Consider the following 20,367-nt stretch of genomic DNA (forward strand, 5'->3'; position numbering starts at 1 on the left):
CCCGCTACGCGGCCGGCGCGACGAGCCGGTAGCCCACGCCGCGTACGGTCTCGATGAGCGCGGGCATGCGCAGCTTCGCGCGCAGGGAGGCGACGTGGACCTCCAGGGTGCGCCCGGTCCCCTCCCAGCTCGTGCGCCACACCTCGCTGATGATCTGCTCGCGGCGGAACACCACGCCGGGCCGCTGGGCCAGAAGGGCGAGCAGATCGAACTCCTTTCGGGTGAGCTGTACGACGGTGCCGTCGACGGTGACGCGACGGGTCGGCAGCTCGATGTGGACGGGCCCCAGGACGAGGGCGCTGTCGGCGACGGGGGCGCCCTCCTCGTGCACGGCGCGCCGGCTGACGGCGTGGATGCGGGCGAGCAGTTCCCCGGTGTCGTAGGGCTTCACGACGTAGTCGTCGGCGCCCAGGTTGAGGCCGTGGATACGGGACCGTACGTCGGAGCGGGCGGTGACCATGATGACCGGGGTGGCGGTGCGCTTGCGGATCTTGCCGCAGACCTCGTAGCCGTCCTGGTCGGGCAGTCCCAGGTCGAGCAGGACGACGCCGAATCCCGGGCCCTCGGGCACGAGCGCCTGGAGGGCTTCCTCGCCGCTGCGCGCGTGGGTGACGTCGAAACCGTGCCTCCTGAGGACCGCGGACAGGGCCGCGGCGACGTGGTTGTCGTCCTCGACGAGCAGCAGTCTCATTCCGGCCTCCCCCAGTTCATTCGGTCGTGGCTCCGAGCCCTTGTGATGACCCCGGGGCCCGGTGCCGAAACACGCCCTACGCGCGCGTGCACCAAGGCAGTCACGCTGATGGACGACGACGCCGTCAAGCGGGTTCCGGTTGCGCGCGCCTTCCGTTACCTGGCCGATATGCGTCTCGCCCGTCCGGGCCACCACCCGTGTCCGATTGCTATCGGATCGTGATGCTCAGATTCACCTCAGATGTAATGACGCTGGTCGTGACTGGTTACTACTGTCCTCGAAACCCGAGGAGGACGGAGCCAGAGAGCGATGACCGAAGTTTCGGTGGCCAAGCAGGACGCGGCCGCGACCGACGAGCTGGTCGTCCTGAAGAGCGTCAACAAGCACTTCGGCGCGTTGCACGTTCTCCAGGACATCGATCTGACGATCGCCCGCGGTGAGGTCGTCGTGGTCATCGGACCGTCAGGGTCCGGTAAGTCCACGCTGTGCCGCACGATCAACCGTCTCGAGACGGTCGACGAGGGCACCATCACGATCGACGGCAAGGCACTGCCCCAGGAGGGCAAGGAGCTGGCCCGGCTGCGCGCCGACGTCGGCATGGTCTTCCAGTCGTTCAACCTGTTCGCGCACAAGACCGTGCTGGAGAACGTGACGCTGGGGCAGGTCAAGGTCCGCAAGGCCGACAAGAAGCAGGCCGAGGAGAAGGCCAGGACGCTCCTGGACCGCGTCGGGGTGGGTACCCAGGCGGACAAGTACCCGGCGCAGCTCTCGGGCGGCCAGCAGCAGCGTGTGGCCATCGCGCGGGCGCTGGCGATGGACCCGAAGGTGATGCTCTTCGACGAGCCGACCTCCGCCCTGGACCCCGAGATGATCAACGAGGTCCTGGAGGTCATGCAGCAGCTCGCCCGGGACGGCATGACGATGATCGTCGTCACCCACGAGATGGGCTTCGCCCGTTCGGCCGCCAACCGTGTGGTGTTCATGGCGGACGGCCGCATCGTCGAGCAGGCCGCGCCCGAACAGTTCTTCAGCAACCCGCGCAGCGATCGCGCCAAGGACTTCCTGTCCAAGATCCTGCACCACTGACGGCCCGCACCCGCACCGCCGGACCAGCACTCCTTCCAGCTCCCTAAGGACGTCCCATGAAGCTTCGCAAGGTCACCGCCGCCTCGGCCGCCGTCCTCGCCCTCTCCCTCGCCGCGACCGCCTGCGGCAGCGACAAGAAGGACGACGACGCGAGCAGCTCCTCCAGCGGGGGCAGCGGCAAGGTCAAGATCGGTATCAAGTTCGACCAGCCCGGTGCCGGCCTGAAGAAGCCGGACGGCTCCTTCGCGGGCTTCGACGTGGACGTCGCCAGGTACGTGGCCAAGGAACTGGGCTACCAGCCGAACCAGATCGACTTCGTCGAGACGAAGAGCGCCGACCGCGAGAGTGCTCTCGCGCGCGGTGACGTGAAGTTCATCGTGGCCACGTACTCGATCACCGACGCGCGCAAGGCGAAGGTCGACTTCGCCGGCCCGTACCTGCTGGCCCACCAGGACCTGCTGGTCAAGGCCGACTCGGACATCTCCAAGGGCACGGACCTCAACGGCAAGAAGCTGTGTTCCGTCACCGGTTCGACGTCCGCGCAGAACGTGCAGAAGTCGATCGCTCCGAAGGCCAACCTCCGGGAGTACAGCTCCTACTCGGAGTGCCTCTCCGGCCTCCAGAGCGGTGCCGTGGACGCGCTGACCACGGACGACGACATCCTCGCCGGTTACGCCGCGCAGGACCAGTACAAGGGCAAGTTCAAGCTCGCGGGCCTGAAGCTCAGCAACGAGAACTACGGCATCGGCGTCAAGAAGGGCGACACCGCGACCGTCGACAAGATCAACAAGGCGCTGGAGAAGATGGTCTCCGACGGCTCCTGGCAGAAGGCGGTCACCGCCAACTTCGGTCCGGCGAACTACAAGAACGAGCCGGCCCCGAAGATCGGCGCCATCGTCAAGTAAACGCAGGGCACCCCCGAAGGGTTCCCGAGGCGTGCCGCCGTACGTCGCGATCACGGCGGCGGCGCGCCGCGCCCGCCCATAGACCACCCACCCGGAAGCGCGGGAGATCGTGTTCGACTTTCTTGAAGGTTACGACGTCCTCGGGGCGTTCTGGATGACGGTGAAGCTCACCGCGCTCTCCGCCGTGGGCTCCCTGATCTGGGGCACCCTGCTGGCCGCGATGCGGGTCAGTCCGGTCCCGTTGATGCGCGGGTTCGGCACCGCGTACGTCAACATCGTCCGGAACATCCCCCTGACGGTCATCATCCTCTTCTGCTCGCTCGGCCTGGCCGACGTCTTCGGGGTCACCATGGGCTCCGACGACTTCAAGATCCAGGGCTTCCGGCTGGCCGTGTTCGGCCTGGTCGCGTACACCGCCGCGTTCGTCTGCGAAGCGCTGCGCTCCGGCATCAACACCGTGCCGATGGGGCAGGCGGAGGCCGCCCGAGCCATCGGCCTGAACTTCACGCAGACCCTGCGGCTCATCGTGCTGCCGCAGGCGTTCCGCGCGGTCATCGGCCCGCTGGCCAACGTCCTGATCGCGCTGACCAAGAACACCACGGTGGCGGCGGCGATCGGTGTCGCCGAGGCCGCCTACCTGATGAAGACGATGATCGAGAACGAGGCGCAGACGCTGCTCATCGGCGCGGTCTTCGCGTTCGGCTTCGTGGTGCTGACCCTGCCGACCGGCCTCTTCCTCGGCTGGCTCGGCAAGCGACTGGCGGTGAAGCGATGAGCTCGGTCCTCTACGACACTCCCGGCCCCCGCGCGCGGGTGCGCAACATCGTCCTCTCGGTGGTCTTCGCCGCCCTGCTCGTCCTGCTCGTGTGGTGGGTGTGGCAGAAGATGGACGACAATGATCTGCTGACGTCCGCCCAGTGGAGTCCTTTCACCGAGTCGGATGCCTGGACGACGTACCTCTTGCCCGGCCTCGGCAACACACTGAAGGCCGCCGCGCTGGCCATGGTGATCGCCCTCCCCTTGGGTGCGGTCCTCGGTATCGCCCGCCTCTCCGACCACCGCACAGTGCGCGCGGCGTCCGGGACGATCGTCGAGTTCTTCCGGGCCATCCCGGTACTGCTGCTGATCCTGTTCGCCAACCAGTTCTTCTCCGACTCGACGAACGTCACGAGCGAGGACCGGCCCCTGTACGCCGTCGTGACGGCTCTGGTGCTCTACAACGCGGCCGTGCTCGCCGAGATCGTCCGCGCGGGCATCCTGGCCCTTCCCAAGGGCCAGACGGAGGCCGCCTACGCCATCGGTCTGCGCAAGAGCCAGACGATGAGCAGCATCCTGCTCCCGCAGGCCGTCACGGCGATGCTGCCGGCGATCGTCAGCCAGCTGGTCGTCATCGTGAAGGACACCGCGCTGGGCGGGGTGATGATCGGCTTCACCGAGCTGCTCAACTCGCGCGGGACGCTGGCGGCCAACTACGCCAACCAGATCCCGAGCTTCATCGTCGTCGCGATCATGTACATCGTCCTGAACTTCCTGCTGACCAGCTTCGCGAGCTGGCTGGAGAAGCGTCTGCGGCGCAGCAAGCGCAGCACGGGCGCGGTGTTGGATCCCTCTTCTGCCGCCGTCGACGGCACGTTCGGCGCGGGCGCAGGCGGTGCACCAGGAGGCACAGCCATCTGACACCCCCTCACATCCCTTGACCTGTACGGAGGCAGTGGCGTGCGCGCCGCTGCCTCCGTCACTTGACGCAAGCACCGGCAATGGGTTGCATACGTTCTGTGATCGTGCACCCTGCTCCCACCTCGAAATCACTTACGTCCCTGAGGGCACCGTCGCAGGCAGGGGGCGGACGTCCGTGGACCCGGTGATCATCGTCGGAGCGGGCCCTGTGGGGCTCACGCTCGCCCTGGCGCTCGCGCGTCAGGAGGTGCCGTCGATCGTCCTGGACGAAGGCCCGGGGAAGGACGAGCCGAGGCTCGCGCGGACGGCCGTCCTGCGGGAGGACACCGCCGCCCTGGCGGAGCGGCTGGCCGGTGCCCCGCTGGACGGGCTGCGCTGGACGGGCTGGCGGTCGCTGCGGCGCAAGCAGACGATGCGCGAGGTCACGTTCGACGACACGGAACCGGCCCCCCTGCACCTCGCCCAGCACGCCCTCACGCGCGCGTTGCGCACGGCCGTCGCGCGCGAGCGCCTGGTGAAGCTCTGCCCGGACAGCCGTCTGGACACGATCGAGCAGGAGGCGTCCGGCGTCACCGCGCACACGCGCGGGCCGCAGGGCACCTGGTGGCGCGGGAGCTACCTGGTCGGCTGCGACGGCCCCCGCTCCACGGTCCGCAAGCTCCAGGACATCCGCTTCCCGGGGCGCACCGCGGTCGAGCGACACGCCGTGGCCGCGCTGCGGGCGGAACTTCCGTGGGAGGGTCGGTCGTTGCTCCATCGGATGCCGCCGTGGCGGACGTCCGGACCGTCGGCCGGGGAGGTCACCGCCCGCCCCCTCCCGGACGGCGTCTGGCGCCTCGACTGGCTGCTTCCGCCCGGCAAGGACCTCGTCACGCCCGAGCTGCTGGTGGCCCGCGTACGCGAAACCCTCACCGGCTGGAACGGCGGCGCGACCCCGCCGTACGAGCTGCTGGACACCGGCGTCCACACGGTGCACCACCGGCTCGCCCGGCGCTGGCGCGCGGGCCGGGTCTTCCTCGCCGGGGACGCGGCACACCTGCTGGGCGCGTTCGGGACACACGGGCTCGACGAGGGCCTGCGGGACGCCGACAACCTCGCCTGGAAGCTGGCGGCGGCCTGGCACCACGGCCCGCGCGAGGCGCTGCTCGACAGCTACCAGGCGGAGCGCCGCGCGGCCGTCTCCGCCCGGCTGCGCGCCGCAGACCAGACGCTGCCGCTGCTGCGCGGCGGCGGGGGCCTGCGCGCGTACGTCCCCGGCGCCGCCCGGGGGCACGACGCGCTGCTCGCCGACGGCCACCTCGGCCGCGGCCCGCTCGGCGCCCCCGGCGACCACGCCGACTCGCCGCTCGCGCCCCGGCACCTGGCCGCCGAGGTGCCGGTGGACACCCCGCCCGGCGCGCAGGTCACCGACGTCCGGGTGACCGCCGAGGACGGCTCCTTCGTCCGCCTGCGCGACCGGCTCGGCCGGGGCGCGCTGCTCGCCGTGCTGGTCGCGCCGGGTACGGGCGTGTGGGAGCGCAAGCACTGGGTGGGCGCCGGGATCATGCCCCGCCTCGCCGCCGCCGTGACCGCGCTGCCCTATCCGGCGGAGCTGCTGGTCGCCGAGAGCTATCCGGGGGCCGCTCCCCACACGGTGCTGCTGATCCGTCCGGACGGGCATCTGGTGGCCGCGCTGAACGGGGTGCGGCCGGCGGATCTGTACGCGGCGGCGGAGACGGCGGTGGGAGGGGCTGAGCGGGAGGGGGTGGAGGCGGGGGTGCAGTGAGGGGCGGGGGTCCGCTTTCTGACGGGAGGGAGGCGTTTCCCCGGTCGTGAGGGAGCCTCATTTCCGGTCGTATCGTCCGATGAAATCACCGTCCGTTCCCTGACCGTCCGTATGGTGACGGCCAGTTGACCGGCCCGCACGCCCATGGTCTACTCCGGATCGTGACCGACACCTGTGTGCACCTGTGGCGGAGGGTCCATATGGACCTCGTCCGCTACGCGGGCTGCGTGTGTCGCCCGTCCTGCTGATTCGCCTACCTCACCTCCACGCGCGCGTGCCTGCCGCGTGCTCTCCGCGAACCCCACCAGGACGGTGTACGTGTCTGTCGCCCCTTCCTCCCCCACGCTCACCCGCACCCCCACCCAGGCCGACCTCCTGGACTTCGTACGGCGTACCGCCGACGACGCCGAGCTGATCGCGTCCCTCCCGCTCGACCCCGAGGGCCGCACCTGGATCCGTCTCGAAGGGCCCGGCGGCAGTGAGGCGTGGCTCATCGGCTGGCCGCCCGGCACTGGTACCGGCTGGCACGACCACGCCGACTCGGTGGGCGCGTTCCTCACCGCCCGGGGCACGCTCAAGGAGCACTCCCTGGCGGCCCGCCTCCCGACCGACGGCTGGAAGACCCTGGAGCTGACGGAGGACGTCGACCGCGAACGCCGTCTGCCCGCCGGCCAGGGCCGCGCCTTCGGCCGTCATCACGTCCACGAAGTCCTCAACGAGTCCGCCGACGCGCACGCGGTCTCGGTCCACGCGTACTACCCGCCGCTCCCCCGCATCCGCCGCTACAGCCGGACCGGCCAGGTGCTGCGCCTGGAGCAGGTCGAGCGGCCGGAGGACTGGCAGTGAGCGGGCGCGCGGAGGACGAGGCCACTGTGGACGAGACTGCCGTGGACGGCGCCGTCGGCGAGGGCGGTCCGGGGCCCGGCGGTCCGGTCGCTGCGAGCGGCCCCGAGGCCCAGGAGGGCCACCCCGCGAGTCCCCTGGGCATAGACGCCCTCCTGGAGCAGGTGCGCGCCCGCTACGCGCGCGTGGAGGCACGGGAGGTGTACGACGCCACGCGCGCGGGCGACGCGCTGCTCGTCGACATTCGGTACGCGGCCCTGCGGGACCGGGACGGGCTGATCCCCGGCGCCCTGATCGTCGAGCGCAACGAACTGGAGTGGCGGCTCGACCCCCAGGGCAGTCACCGTCTCCCCGAGGCGACCGGCCACGACCTGCGCGTCGTCGTGATCTGCAACGAGGGCTACGCCTCCAGCCTCGCCGCCGCCTCCCTGCACCAGCTCGGTCTGCACCGGGCGACCGACCTGGTCGGCGGGTTCCAGGCGTGGAAGGCGGCGGGGCTGCCGGTGACGCGGTAGCCGCGCGGGCGCCTACTCCCGCGCCGTCGCCACCGTCACCGCCCGCACCCGCAGCGCCACCCGCCCCGGCACGGCCGTCGCCACCAGCGCGAGCAGCCCGGCCACGGCGACGACGGTGACGTACACGAGCGGAGCGACGGCCGGCGCGGCACGCCCCGTCATGCCGACGCTGAACGCGCTCAGCACGGCGAGGGCGATGCCGCTGCCGAGCGCGGTCGCGAGCAGCAGGATCGACAGCGCCTCGGTGCGCAGCATCCGCAGTACCTGCCGGCGGGTCGCTCCGGCGAGACGCAGCAGCGCGAACTCCCTGACCCGTTCAGCGACGGACATGCCGAGCGTGTTGACGACGGCGATGGCGGTGAAGGCCAGGACCAGCCCCATCGCGAGCAGGTTGACCTCGGCGTTCTGCTGCTGCCTGGCGGCCTGGAGCGAGTCCGCCGCGTCCGGCGAAAGAATGTCCAGATCCGGGAACTCACGGAGAGTGTTCGCGAGTTCTCTGTGTGTACGGCTGGTGCTGACGAGGAGGGAGGCGGACAAGGGGTTGTCGACATGGCGTGCGACGAGGTCGTGCGCGAGGGTGAGGTCCCCGAAACCGAGCCCCCTGGAGTAGACGGCGACGACGGTGAGCGTGGCGGGCGTCCCGTCGCCGAGCGTCAGCTTCAGGGCGGAGCCGGGCGCCAGGCCGAGCTGGTCCGCGGCCAGTTCGCTGACGGCGACGGTGTTCCCGGCGAGCCGGTCGAGGGAGCCCGCAGTGACGCCGGGATCCCAGGTACGGGCGAGACCGGCCGGGGTGACGCCCTGCGCCGGGTACTTGTCGAGGCCGACCCGGACGGTGGTGCGGACGACCTCGGTGACGGCATCACCGGGTGCGCGAAGCCGCCGCGCCGCCTGGGCAGGCACACCGGGCCCCGCCGAACCGACGACCCAGTCGGCGCGCACCCCCTCCCTCGCCTGGGCGCGGGCCGCGTCACCGAGGGTGGGCTGGACGAACAGAACGGTGCAGGTCATACCGACGAGCAGAGTGAGAGGGGTGACGACGGAGGCCATCCGGACGGCGTTGCCGCGCAGGTTGGCGGTGGCGAGCCGCCCGCCGTGGCCGGTCAGCCCGAGCGGGCCGGCGAGGAGCAGGGTGGCCGCTTTGACGAGGAGCGGGCCGAGGAGCGCGACGGAGGTGGACAGGACGATGACGGCGAGGAAGGTGACCGGGGTCGCGGCGGGCTCGGTGCGCAGGACGCCGAGCACGGCGACCAGGACGCCGCCGCCCGCGAGCAGCAGCAGGCCGGCGACGATCCTGCCCCACGCGGGCCGGGCGTTCACGGTCGTGGTCTCGGCAAGCGCCTCGACGGGCCGGATCCGGGCGACCCGCCGGGAGGCGACCCGCGCGGCGGCCCAGGCACCCAGCAGGGTCACGGCGAAGGCGGCGAGCGACGGGAAGACGCTGACGGAGTGGTCCAGCGTGGCGGGTACGGCTCCCAGGGCGACGAACCTGCCGTGCAGCCAACTCCCCAGCGGCAGCCCGGCGGCGGCACCCACGGCACCGGCAACCGCGCCGATCAGCAGCGCCTCCCGGCCGAGCAGCCGGCGGATCTGGCCGGAGGTGGCGGCGACGGCGCGGAGCAGGGCGAGTTCCCGGTGGCGCTGCTGCACGCTGAGTCCGAAGGTCCCGACGACCACCAGCACGGCGACGAGCAGCGAGGTCCCGCCCATCGCCCCGCCCATGCTGATCAGCTGGACCCGCACGGCAGCGGCGTCCAGGAACTCGACGGGACCGCGCGCGTCGCCGGCCGCGACCTGGGCGGTGGTGCCGTCCAGCGCCCGCGCGACCGCCCGTTTCAGCGCGCCGGGGTCGGTGCCCTCGGCCGGGAGCACGCCGAACGCGCTCACCTGCCCGGGGTGCGCGGCCAGCCTGCGGGCCTCGCCGGCGGAGAAGAAGAGGGACGTCTGGTGGCGCACGTCCGTCGCCGGGGTCGCGATTCCGCTGATCCGGTAGGCGCGCGGGGCCTGTGTCGACTGCACGGTGAGCCGGTCGCCGACCGTGAGGCGGGCCCGCTGCGCGAGGTAGCTGTCGATGACGAGGTCGGTGGCGTTCCGGGGAGCGGTGCCGCTCGCGAGGCGGTACGGCGTCAGGGCAGCGGAGTCCCAGGCGTGGCCGTAGGAAGGGCGGCCGGGGTCGGTGCCGGGGGTCGACGGGGCGGCGAGGAAGGTCAGTTCAGGGACGACGCGGGCCACGCCGGGGACGGTGGCGATCCGTCGCTCCAGTCCCGTCGGCAGCCAGGCGCGTTCGGCGATGGGTTTGGCCTTGTGTTTGACCTTGGTCTTGTCGCCCTTGTGCTTGACGGTGGTCTGGTGGACGTTCTGGTCACCGGAGACCAGGACGGGCGTCGCCGCGTACCGCTCGGTCCGGATCGTGCCGCGCAGTCCCGTCTCCAGGAGGGTGCCGCAGGCGGTGACGAGCGCCGCCGCGCACATCAGGGCGAGGAAAGCGCCGAGGAAGCTCGCCTTGCGGGCGCGGACCGACTTCAAGGCGTAACGCAGCATCATGGGGGCGGGTTCTCTCTTTTGTTGTGCGGGGTGTGGAGTGCACGTGTCCACACTCGCCCGCACGCCCGTGCCCGTGCACTGCGGTGATCCGGCGTCTTCGTAGGGGGGTTGTCCCCACCCCGGATTCCGGGACGCGGCACCGTCCGCGCCGCTCCCCGCGCGGGGGACCCGCCGCTCCCGGGCAGCTCACCGGGCCCGGCCCGGACACGATCGGCGCCCCCGCGCGTCCACCCTGTCCGGAGCCGGTCCTCCGATGCCCCCACCTCGACGGCCACCCGTCCCGGAGCCGATGCCCCGGGCCGGATACCGGCCGTCGCCCCCACGACTGCACCCCCGCCTCAGCAGGACAACGCTTCACCAGCGCCAAGAGGCACGCGCCTGCGCCGAAGAGTTCGGCGGGGCGCCCTGCTTCGTGGTGACGCCCGTTCGCACCGCGCGCCGCCTGGAGCCCTCACGTCCCGCGCCCCCGCGCACGGCCCCCGTCCGGCACCACCCGACGCCGGCTCAGAACTCCTCCCCGTCCAGGAAGTCGGTCTCCTGCCCCTCCTCCTCCAGCGCTTGGCGGACGACCCTCAGGGCCATGCCCTCGGGGTAGCCCTTGCGGGCGAGCATGCCCGCGAGGCGGCGGACGCGCTTGTCCCGGTCGAGTCCCCGAGTGGTACGCAGCTTGCGGGCGACGAGTTCACGGGCGGTGGCCTCCTCCTGCTCGGAGTCGAGCTGGGAGACCGCCTCGTCGATCAGCGTCGAGTCGACGCCCTTGGTGCGCAGTTCCCGGGCGAGAGCCCGTCGGGCCAGGCCCCGGCCGTGGTGCCGGGACTCCACCCAGGCGCCCGCGAAGGCGCCGTCGTCGATCAGCCCGACCTCCTCGAACCGGGAAAGCACCTCCTCGGCCACCTCGTCCGGGATCTCCCGCTTGCGCAGGGCGTCCGCGAGCTGTTTCCGGGTGCGTGGGGTCCCGGTGAGCAGGCGCAGGCAGATCGCCCGCGCCCGCTCAGCCGGGTCCCCCGAAGACTCCCCCTTCTCGGCCCTCGACGAGTCGGAAGCGCCTCCGTTCTCGGCGGACCGCCCGGTGGACGGTTCCCCGAAGCCGTTCCGGCGACGCCCGCGCCCCGCGCGCGGACCGCCCCCGCCGACCCTGCCACGCCCCGCACGGCCGCCTCTCGTTCGGCCGTCTCCCGGCCGGTCGCCGCCCGGGGAAGAGTCGCCTCGGGATCCGTCCCCGGATCCGTCGGCGTCGTACGGGCTCTCCCCCGGCCAGCCGCCGTCCGCGAAGGGGCTGTCACCGTCCCGCCGGGGCCCGGCGTCGTCCGCCGGGTCCCAGAAGGCGTCGGGGTCGGTGTACTCGGCCCAGTCGGTTCGTCGTGTCACGGAGGATCAGCTCTTCGCAGCCGCGGCCTTGGTCTTGGCGGCCTTGGCGGCGGGAGCGGGAACCTTGGACGCGTCGTCCGCGGCGCCGGCCGCCGGCGCGGAGATCGCGGCGTCCGCGCCCGGCTCGGCGGCGGGCTCCTCCGGACGGACCCCGACGCCCAGCTTCTCCTTGATCTTCTTCTCGATCTCGTTGGCGAGGTCGGGGTTGTCCTTCAGGAAGTTGCGGGCGTTCTCCTTGCCCTGGCCGAGCTGGTCGCCCTCGTACGTGTACCAGGCGCCGGCCTTGCGGACGAAGCCGTGCTCCACGCCCATGTCGATCAGGCCGCCCTCGCGGCTGATGCCCTGGCCGTAGAGGATGTCGAACTCGGCCTGCTTGAAGGGCGGCGCGACCTTGTTCTTGACGACCTTCACGCGGGTGCGGTTGCCGACCGCCTCCGTGCCGTCCTTCAGGGTCTCGATGCGGCGGATGTCGATACGCACGGAGGCGTAGAACTTCAGCGCGCGGCCACCCGTCGTGGTCTCCGGGGAGCCGAACATCACGCCGATCTTCTCGCGGAGCTGGTTGATGAAGATCGCGGTCGTCTTGGACTGGTTGAGCGCGCTGGTGATCTTCCGCAGGGCCTGGCTCATGAGCCGGGCCTGGAGGCCGACGTGGCTGTCGCCCATCTCGCCCTCGATCTCCGCGCGCGGGACGAGCGCGGCGACGGAGTCGATGACGATGAGGTCGAGGGCGCCGGAGCGGACCAGCATGTCCACGATCTCCAGGGCCTGCTCGCCGTTGTCCGGCTGGGAGAGGATCAGGTTGTCGATGTCGACGCCGAGCTTCTTCGCGTACTCGGGGTCGAGGGCGTGCTCCGCGTCCACGAACGCGACCTGGCCGCCGGCCTTCTGCGCGTTCGCCACCGCGTGCAGCGTCAGCGTGGTCTTGCCGGAGGACTCCGGTCCGTAGACCTCGACGACGCGGCCACGCGGCAGGCCGCCGACGCCGAGCGCCACGTCGAGCGCGGTCGAGCCGGTCGGGATGACCTCGATCGGCTCCATGGACCGCTCGCCCATGCGCATGACCGCGCCCTTGCCGAATTGCCGTTCAATCTGTGCGAGCGCGGCGTCCAGCGCCTTCTCGCGGTCCGTGCCTGCCATGGGTTCCACCCGGTTTGCTTGAGTCGATCGCTTCACGTCCAAGACGCTAACGCCTGCCACTGACAACGCGCCTCGACGCCGGTCCAGCCTGTGGATAACTCGGCCACTTATCCGCCCGAACTCGGGCAAATCAGCCACAGAAGTTCCCGCCGAAAGCCTCGCCGGAACCTCAATCAGAATGGATGTTCGATTTTCATGTCAAGCGCACCACACGGCTGTCCGAGCGTAAATCCACACCCTCTCCACACCCCGCTCCTCACCCCACGTGTCCCCCGGGACACCCCCGGCCTACCGCCCCCGAACCCCCCGCGCACGCTCCCCGAGCCGCCCCCACACATCCCGCAGCCGGGTCGTGCTCTCCCGCCGGGGCCGCCCCTGCACCCGCGGATCGTCCGTCACGTCGTACCGCTTCACATACGCCCCGAGGAACGCCTGGAGCGTCGCCACCGCGGGGATCGAGATCAGCGCCCCCACGGCTCCCAGCAACGCGGTCCCGGCGATCACGGACCCGAAGGCGACCGCGGGATGGATGTCCACCGTCCGGGACGTCAGCTTCGGCTGGAGCATGTAGTTCTCGAACTGCTGGTACACGACCACGAACACCAGCACCCACAGCGCGTACCAGGGATCGACGGTGAACGCGATCAGCATGGGCAGCGCCCCCGCGAGGTACGTGCCGAGCGTGGGGATGAACTGCGAGACAACCCCGACCCACAGACCGAGCACGGGCGCGTACGGGATCTCCAGGACCTGGAGCAGTATGTAGTGCGCGACCCCGGAGATCAGCGCCATCAGCCCGCGCGAGTAGAGGTATCCCCCGGTCTTGTCAACGGCGATCTCCCAGGCCCGCAGCACCTCCGCCTGCTTGGCCGGCGGCAGCACCGAGCACAGCCCCCGCCGCAGCCGGGGCCCGTCGGCGGCGAAGTAGAACGAGAACAGGGCGATCGTCAGCAGTTGGAAGAGCCCGCCGAGCACCTGCGTGGAGACGTCGAGCACCCCGGCCGCGCTGTTCTGCGCGTACTTCTTCAGCCAGTCGGAGTGCAGCAGCCCCTCCTGGATGTCCACCCGTTTCAACTCGGTGTGGAACGTCGTGTTGACCCAGTGGATGACCGAGTCGAGGTACTGGGGAAACCCGTCGACCATCTTGACGATCTGCCCCGCGAGCATCGACCCGAGGAGCGTGATGAACCCGGCCACGGCGATCAGCAGCCCGAAGAAGACCAGGAACGTCGCGAGCCCCCGGCGCATCCCGTAGGACGCCATCCAGCTGACGGCGGGTTCGACGGCGAGCGCGAGGAAGAACGCGATGAGGATGTTGATCAGCAGCCCGAGCAGTTCGTGGAACGCCCAGGTGCCCAGCTGGAACACGCCGATGAGGGCCAGCGCGAGCGCCATCGCGCGCGGCAGCCACCGCGGCATGCGCTCCCCCGCCGCGTCCCTGCCGTCGGCCGGCGGCTCCGCGGGCGGCGTCGCCGCGCCGGACGATGGTGTCTGCGGGGCGAGCCGCCCGGTCTCCTCAGTCGATGCCACGCCCCAAGTCTCGCCCACGCCACCGACATTCCGGCACTCTCCCGCGATCTTCGCCGCGGATCAGCGTTTCTCGTGCGGAACGTTCATCACCGCGCACACGACACGCCACACGTCCTTCGCGTCCCAGCCGGCCGTCAGCGCCTCGTGCACCGTCCGCCCGCCGAGTTCCGCCATCACGTGATCCCGCGCGAAGGTCTCGGAGTACCCCGCCCCGAAATGCTCCGCCATCCGCTGCCAGAAGACCGTCAACCGCATGACACCAGTATCCCGCCCCCCGGGTACACCCTGGCCGTGTGTCCCCACCGGAACCGCTTTCCGCCCTACGGTCGGCGACATGCCCGAACCAGGAGCTTCCCCCCTCCCCCCGACGCCCCCGGCGCGCTCCCCGCTCGCGCGCGCGGAGCGCTTCGTCTGGCTCAACGCGCGCGTGCTGGAGCAGCGGCTGTTCGCCCACCACTTCCTGGGCGCCTCCGCCGACCCCGTGGAGACGGCGCTCGACGCCTACCGCACCGCGGACGGCGGGTACGGCCACGCCCTGGAGCCCGACCTGCGCGGGCCCGTCGGCCAGCCCCCGCACGCCGTGTACGCGCTGCGCGTCCTGGACGCCGTCGCGCGCTGCGGCGGGCGGCGTGTCGAGCAGCTGTGCCGCCATCTGACGTCGGTCTCGACGGCCGACGGCGCCCTGCCGGCCCTCCTGCCCGCCCAGCGGGGGTACCCGGCCGCGCCGTCCGTGCCGGTCGTGGACGCCCCGCCGAGCGCGCTGCTGACCACCGGCCCGGTGACGGGTCTGCTGCACCGCAACGAGGTGTGGCACGCCTGGCTGTTCCGGGCGACCGACTTCTGCTGGCGCGCGGTGGAGTCCCTGCACGGCTCCCATCCGTACGAGGTGGAGGCCGCCGTCGTCTTCCTGGACTCCGTTCCGGACCGCTCCCGCGCGGAGGTCGCCGCCGACCGTCTGGGCCGCCTGGTGCGCGAGCAGCGCCTCGCCGCCCTGGACCCGGACCGTCTGGAGGAGTGTCCGGTGGCCGACGGCTACGCGCCCGGGGAGCACCGCTTCCCCCATGACTTCGCCCGCACCCCGCACTCCCTCGCGCGCGCGTGGTTCACCGACGCCGAGATGTCCCGCTCCCTGGACTTCCTCGCCGCGGAGCAGCGGGACGACGGCGGCTGGCCGGTCCACCGCCGCCACTGGGCCCCCTCCGCGGCCCTTGAGGCCCGCTCCGTGGCGACGCTCGACGCCCTGCGCACTCTGCGGGCGTACGGCCGTCCCCTCGCCTGACTCGTCCCCCTGCACCCGCAAAATCCCAGCTCAGCCCGATTGTCAGTGCCGAGGTGCAGGATGGGGGCATGGTCAGTTCCGCACACCGAGCCCTGGACGGCTTCTCCCCCGCGACCCGCGGCTGGTTCACGGGGGCGTTCTCCGCGCCCACCGCAGCCCAGACGGGTGCGTGGCAGGCGATCCAGCAGGGTTCGGACGTGCTGGTCGTCGCTCCCACGGGCTCGGGCAAGACGCTCGCCGCGTTCCTGGCGGCGCTGGACGGCCTGGCGTCGACACCCCCGCCGGCGGACCCGAAGAGGCGCTGCCGGGTGCTGTACGTGTCCCCGCTGAAAGCGCTGGCCGTGGACGTGGAGCGCAACCTCCGCAGCCCTCTGACGGGCATCCGCCAGGAGTCCGTCCGTCTCGGCCTCCCGGAGCCGGAGGTGAAGGTCGGCATCCGCTCGGGCGACACCCCGCCCGCGGAGCGCCGCGCGCTGGCGACCCGCCCGCCGGACATCCTGATCACGACCCCGGAGTCGCTGTTCCTGATGCTGACGTCGGCGACGCGTGACGCGCTGGCGGGCGTGGAGACGGTCATCCTGGACGAGGTCCACGCGGTCGCGGGCACGAAGCGGGGCGCGCACCTGGCGCTGACCCTGGAGCGGCTGGACGAGCTGCTTGCGAAACCGGCCCGCAGGATCGGCCTGTCGGCGACGGTCCGCCCGGTGGACGAGATCGCCCGCTACCTCGCCCCGCGCGGGCGCGTGGAGATCGTCCAGCCGGTGTCGGCGAAGGAGTTCGACCTCTCGGTGGTCGTCCCGGTGGAGGACCTGGGCGAGCTGGGCGGCTCCCCCGTGGACGACGCCAAGGCCGAGCGCCCGTCGATCTGGCCGCACGTGGAGGAGCGGATCGCGGACCTCGTGCAGGCCCATCGCTCGACGATCGTGTTCGCGAACTCCCGCCGTCTGGCCGAGCGCCTGTGCAACCGGCTGAACGAGATCGCCTACGAGCGGGCGACCGGCGAGCCCTTGACGGAGCATCACACGCCGGCCGAGCTGATGGGCGGTTCGGGCGCGGCCCAGGGCGCCCCGCCGGTCCTCGCGCGGGCGCACCACGGCTCGGTCTCCAAGGAGCAGCGCGCGCTGGTCGAGGAGGACCTGAAGGCGGGCAGGCTGCCCGCGGTGGTCGCGACGTCGAGCCTGGAACTCGGCATCGACATGGGCGCGGTGGACCTGGTCGTCCAGGTGGAGTCGCCGCCCTCGGTCGCCTCCGGCCTCCAGCGCGTGGGCCGCGCGGGACACCAGGTGGGCGCGGTCTCGACCGGCGTGGTCTTCCCGAAGTACCGGGGCGACCTGGTGCAGGCGGCGGTGGTCACCGAGCGGATGCGCGAGGGCGCCATCGAGTCGCTGCGGATCCCCGCGAACCCGCTGGACGTGCTGGCGCAGCAGGTGGTGGCGATGGTGTCGATGGACACCTGGCAGTTCGACGACCTGCTGGCCGCCGTCCGCCGCGCGGCCCCCTTCGCGTCGCTCCCCGAGTCGGCGTTCACGGCGACCCTGGACATGCTGGCGGGCCGCTACCCGTCGGACGCGTTCGCGGAGCTGCGCCCGCGCGTGGTGTGGGACCGCGTGGCGGGCACGGTCACGGGCCGTCCTGGCGCCCAGCGCCTCGCCGTCACCTCGGGCGGCACGATCCCGGACCGCGGTCTGTTCGGCGTCTTCCTCGCGGGCGCCGATCCCAAGAAGGGCGGCGGCCGGGTCGGCGAGCTGGACGAGGAGATGGTCTACGAGTCGCGGGTGGGCGATGTCTTCACGCTCGGTACGAGTTCCTGGCGCATCGAGGACATCACGCGTGACCGCGTCCTGGTCTCCCCCGCCCCCGGGGTGCCGGGCCGGCTGCCGTTCTGGAAGGGCGACCAGTTGGGCCGCCCGCTCGAACTGGGGCGCGCGGTGGGAGCGTTCCTGCGCGAGGTCGGCTCGCTGCCCGAGGACGCCGCCCGCCAACGCCTGCTCGCGGCGGGCCTGGACGCGTGGGCCGCCGGCAACGTCCTGTCGTACCTCGCCGAACAGCGCGAGTCCTGCGGTCACGTCCCGGACGACCGGACGATCGTCGTGGAGCGCTTCCGGGACGAGCTGGGCGACTGGCGTGTGGTCGTCCACTCCCCCTTCGGCGCCCAGGTCCACGCCCCGTGGGCGCTCGCACTGGGCGCCCGCCTCGCCGAGCGGTACGGCATGGACGCCCAGGTGATGCACGCGGACGACGGCATCGTCCTGCGTCTCCCGGACGCCGACCTGATGGGCCTCGACCTGCTCGGCCAAGAGCCCGTGAAGGCGGGCACCGAGTACGACGCCGACCAGGCTCCCGTGGGCGCGCAGGACGTCGTCTTCGACAAGGGCGAGGTCGACCAAGTCGTCACCGACCAGGTCGGCGGCTCGGCGCTGTTCGCGTCCCGGTTCCGCGAGTGCGCCGCCCGCGCGCTGCTGCTGCCGCGCCGCAACCCAGGCCGGCGCACACCCCTGTGGCAGCAGCGTCAGCGGGCGGCGCAACTGCTCCAGGTGGCGAGCGAGTTCGGATCGTTCCCGATCGTCCTGGAGGCCGTCCGCGAGTGTCTTCAGGACGTCTTCGACGTTCCCGGGCTCGTGGAGCTGATGGGCGACCTGGAGTCCCGCAAGGTGCGCCTGGTCGAGGTCACCACCCCGGAGCCGTCCCCCTTCGCGCGCAGCCTGCTCTTCGGGTACGTCGCCCAGTTCCTGTACGAGGGCGACTCACCGCTCGCCGAGCGCCGGGCGGCGGCGCTGTCGCTGGACTCGCGGCTGCTGGCGGAGCTGCTGGGCCAGGCGGAGCTGCGCGAACTGCTCGACGCGGACGTGCTCACCGAGCTGGAGCGTGAACTCCAGTGGCGCACCGAAGAACGGCGTCTCAGGGACGCCGAAGGGGTCGCCGACGCCCTGCGCGTCCTCGGCCCGCTCACCGACGCCGAGCTGGCCGCGCGCGGCGCCGACCCGGGCTGGGCGCCGGAACTGGCCGCCGCCCGCCGCGCGATCCGCGTCCGGGTCGCCGGCATCGACCACTGGGCGGCGATCGAGGACGCGGGCCGCCTGCGCGACGCTCTGGGCACCGCGCTGCCGGTCGGCGTCCCGGAGGCGTTCACGGAACCCGTCAAGGACCCCCTGGGCGACCTCCTGGCACGCCACGCGCGCACGCGCGGCCCGTTCACGTCCGCCGACGCCGCGACCCGCTTCGGCCTCGGCACGGCCGTCACCGAGGGCGCGCTCCAGCGGCTCGCGGCGAGCGGGCGCGTCGTCCAGGGCGAGTTCCACCCGGCGGGCATCGGCCAGGAGTGGTGCGACGCGACGGTGCTGCGACGCCTGCGCCGGCGCTCCCTGGCCGCGCTGCGCCAGGAGCTGGAGCCGGTTCCGCCGCCCGCGCTCGCCCAGTTCCTGCCCCAGTGGCAGCACGTCGGCAGGAGTCACGCCCTGCGGGGCACCGACGGCCTGGTCCGCGCGGTCGAGCAGCTTCAGGGCGCCGCCGTGCCCGCCTCGGCGCTGGAGAAGCTGGTCCTGCCGTCCCGCGTGCGCGACTACTCCCCGGCGATGCTCGACGAACTCACCGCCGCCGGAGAGGTCGTGTGGGCGGGCGCGGGCGCGCTCCCCGGCAAGGACGGCTGGATCTCCCTGTACCTCGCGGACACAGCCCCGCTGCTCCTGCCCCCGCCGCACCCCCTGGAGCCGACGGCCCTGCACGAGTCGGTGCTCACCGCCCTCACCGGCGGCTACGGCCTGTTCTTCCGCCAGATCGCCGACCAGGTCCGCGCCACCACCCACCCCGACGCCACCGACCCCCAGCTCGCCGACGCCCTCTGGGACCTCGCCTGGTCCGGCCGCCTCACCAACGACACGCTCGCCCCCATGCGCGCGCTGCTCGGTTCCGGCCGTACCGCGGGCTCGACGGCCCACCGCGCCCGGCGCGCGGTCCCGCGCGGGCGCTACGGCTCGCTCACCGCCGCCGCCCGCCCCGCCTCGCGCGGCGGCCCCCCGACCGTGGCGGGCCGCTGGTCCCTCCTCCCGGCCCCCGAGGGCGACCCGACCGTCCGCGCCCACGCCCTGGCCCGCACGCTCCTCGACCGGCACGGCGTGGTGACGCGGGGCGCGGTCGCCGCCGAGGGCGTGGAGGGCGGCTTCTCGGCGGTCTACCGCGTGCTGTCCGCCTTCGAGGACACCGGCCAGGCCCGCCGGGGGTACGTCATCGAAGGGCTCGGCGCGGCCCAGTTCGCCATGGACGGCGCCGTCGACCGCCTCCGTGCGGTGGCGAACGCCCAGGACCGGGACGAGTCCGCGCCCGCCGCCCCCGCGACCCCGGCCGACTACGGCTTCCCGGCGAGCGCGACGCGCGGCATCAGGCCGACACCGGACACCTTCCCGACGTCCTCGGCGTCTCCGGCACTCCCGGCGTCCCCGGAAACCGACGCTCTCACCCGCCCGCCGTCCCTCGAAACCACCCCTGCCTTCCCCAACCTCGACTGGTCCACCCCCGCACCCGGCGACGCCCTCGACTTCGCCTCCCCCGACGCCGCCTCCCACCGCCCCACCCCGCCCCCGCCCTACGCCCACGGGCACCCCCACCGCCGCACACCCCCCTCCCGAGCCGTCATCCTGGCCGCGGCCGACCCCGCGAACGCCTACGGCGCCGCCCTCTCCTGGCCGGAACCCCCCACCGGCGCCGGCCACAAGCCAGGGCGGAAGGCGGGCTCCCTGGTCGTGCTGGTCGGCGGCGAGCTGACGCTCTACATGGAGCGCGGCGGAAAGACCCTCCTGGCATGGCCGAGCACCCAGGACGACGCTCCCGCGGACGACGCGCGCCTGCGCGAGGCGGCCGAAGCGCTCGCCGAGGCCGCCCGCGCGGGCACGCTCGGCACGGTCACCGTGGAACGCGTCAACGGCGCCCAGGCCCTGACCTCCCCCTTCGGCCCCCTCCTGGAGGCGGCCGGCTTCATCGCGACCCCGCGCGGCCTGCGCCTACGGCCATGACAACGCCCGGCACCACGGCCA

At 72.5% G+C, this 20,367-nt stretch carries 16 protein-coding genes; 10 read left to right on the top strand and 6 right to left on the bottom strand.

Going from position 1 to position 20,367, the window contains the following annotated elements; all coding sequences use genetic code 11:
* Nucleotides 1-4: 4 nt before the first annotated feature.
* Complete coding sequence (locus IAG44_RS10320) at nucleotides 5-691, bottom strand: response regulator transcription factor (protein WP_187746840.1); 687 nt, start codon at nucleotides 689-691, stop codon at nucleotides 5-7.
* Between the two features lie 309 nt (nucleotides 692-1,000).
* Between IAG44_RS10320 and IAG44_RS10325 the strand changes: the two genes are divergently transcribed.
* From IAG44_RS10325 to IAG44_RS10355, 8 genes are all read left to right on the top strand, one after another.
* Complete coding sequence (locus IAG44_RS10325; RefSeq protein ID WP_187746841.1) at nucleotides 1,001-1,777, top strand: amino acid ABC transporter ATP-binding protein; 777 nt, start codon at nucleotides 1,001-1,003, stop codon at nucleotides 1,775-1,777.
* A gap of 56 nt (nucleotides 1,778-1,833) precedes the next feature.
* Nucleotides 1,834-2,682: a glutamate ABC transporter substrate-binding protein gene (locus IAG44_RS10330; RefSeq protein WP_187746842.1), complete on the top strand. Its 849-nt coding sequence runs from the start codon at nucleotides 1,834-1,836 to the stop codon at nucleotides 2,680-2,682.
* Between the two features lie 109 nt (nucleotides 2,683-2,791).
* Entirely contained in the window at nucleotides 2,792-3,457 is a 666-nt protein-coding gene (locus IAG44_RS10335) for an amino acid ABC transporter permease (protein WP_187746843.1), read from the top strand.
* On the top strand, nucleotides 3,454-4,359 hold the full coding sequence (locus tag IAG44_RS10340) for an amino acid ABC transporter permease (RefSeq protein ID WP_187746844.1): 906 nt from the start codon (nucleotides 3,454-3,456) through the stop codon (nucleotides 4,357-4,359). Before IAG44_RS10335 ends, IAG44_RS10340 begins: the two co-directional genes overlap by 4 nt.
* A gap of 175 nt (nucleotides 4,360-4,534) precedes the next feature.
* Nucleotides 4,535-6,124 carry an FAD-dependent monooxygenase gene (locus tag IAG44_RS10345; RefSeq protein WP_187746845.1) on the top strand — a complete coding sequence of 530 codons (1,590 nt, stop codon included), beginning with the start codon at nucleotides 4,535-4,537 and terminating at the stop codon, nucleotides 6,122-6,124.
* 200 nt (nucleotides 6,125-6,324) lie between these two features.
* Nucleotides 6,325-6,372 (top strand): hypothetical protein, encoded by a 48-nt coding sequence (locus IAG44_RS44515; RefSeq protein ID WP_309506048.1) that lies wholly within the window; start codon nucleotides 6,325-6,327, stop codon nucleotides 6,370-6,372.
* Nucleotides 6,373-6,442: 70 nt separating this feature from the next.
* The gene (locus tag IAG44_RS10350; protein WP_187746846.1) at nucleotides 6,443-6,970 is read left to right on the top strand and encodes a cupin domain-containing protein; all 528 of its coding nucleotides are present in this window, start codon (nucleotides 6,443-6,445) and stop codon (nucleotides 6,968-6,970) included.
* A 134-nt stretch (nucleotides 6,971-7,104) separates the two neighbouring features.
* Nucleotides 7,105-7,482, top strand: a complete 378-nt coding sequence (locus IAG44_RS10355; RefSeq protein ID WP_187752606.1) for a rhodanese-like domain-containing protein — start codon at nucleotides 7,105-7,107, stop codon at nucleotides 7,480-7,482.
* A gap of 12 nt (nucleotides 7,483-7,494) precedes the next feature.
* Here IAG44_RS10355 and IAG44_RS10360 read toward each other — a convergent pair whose 3' ends face one another.
* The 5 genes from IAG44_RS10360 to IAG44_RS10380 all read right to left on the bottom strand — a co-directional run bounded on the left by IAG44_RS10360 (nucleotide 7,495) and on the right by IAG44_RS10380 (nucleotide 14,316).
* A complete protein-coding gene (locus IAG44_RS10360) occupies nucleotides 7,495-10,023 on the bottom strand; it encodes an FtsX family ABC transporter permease (protein ID WP_187746847.1) in 2,529 nt (842 codons plus the stop codon).
* A 504-nt stretch (nucleotides 10,024-10,527) separates the two neighbouring features.
* On the bottom strand, nucleotides 10,528-11,391 hold the full coding sequence (gene recX / locus IAG44_RS10365) for a recombination regulator RecX (protein WP_187746848.1): 864 nt from the start codon (nucleotides 11,389-11,391) through the stop codon (nucleotides 10,528-10,530).
* A gap of 6 nt (nucleotides 11,392-11,397) precedes the next feature.
* Nucleotides 11,398-12,531 (bottom strand): recombinase RecA, encoded by a 1,134-nt coding sequence (gene recA / locus IAG44_RS10370; RefSeq protein ID WP_187746849.1) that lies wholly within the window; start codon nucleotides 12,529-12,531, stop codon nucleotides 11,398-11,400.
* A 288-nt stretch (nucleotides 12,532-12,819) separates the two neighbouring features.
* On the bottom strand, nucleotides 12,820-14,061 hold the full coding sequence (locus IAG44_RS10375) for an AI-2E family transporter (RefSeq protein ID WP_246561623.1): 1,242 nt from the start codon (nucleotides 14,059-14,061) through the stop codon (nucleotides 12,820-12,822).
* A 60-nt stretch (nucleotides 14,062-14,121) separates the two neighbouring features.
* Nucleotides 14,122-14,316 (bottom strand): DUF3046 domain-containing protein, encoded by a 195-nt coding sequence (locus IAG44_RS10380; protein WP_187746850.1) that lies wholly within the window; start codon nucleotides 14,314-14,316, stop codon nucleotides 14,122-14,124.
* Nucleotides 14,317-14,395: 79 nt separating this feature from the next.
* Between IAG44_RS10380 and IAG44_RS10385 the strand changes: the two genes are divergently transcribed.
* Both IAG44_RS10385 and IAG44_RS10390 read left to right on the top strand, forming a co-directional pair.
* A complete protein-coding gene (locus IAG44_RS10385; protein ID WP_187746851.1) occupies nucleotides 14,396-15,340 on the top strand; it encodes a hypothetical protein in 945 nt (314 codons plus the stop codon).
* A gap of 68 nt (nucleotides 15,341-15,408) precedes the next feature.
* Nucleotides 15,409-20,346 (top strand): ATP-dependent helicase, encoded by a 4,938-nt coding sequence (locus IAG44_RS10390; RefSeq protein ID WP_187746852.1) that lies wholly within the window; start codon nucleotides 15,409-15,411, stop codon nucleotides 20,344-20,346.
* Nucleotides 20,347-20,367 lie beyond the last annotated feature (21 nt).

The organism is Streptomyces roseirectus (genome assembly GCF_014489635.1).
Taxonomy (GTDB): domain Bacteria; phylum Actinomycetota; class Actinomycetes; order Streptomycetales; family Streptomycetaceae; genus Streptomyces; species Streptomyces roseirectus.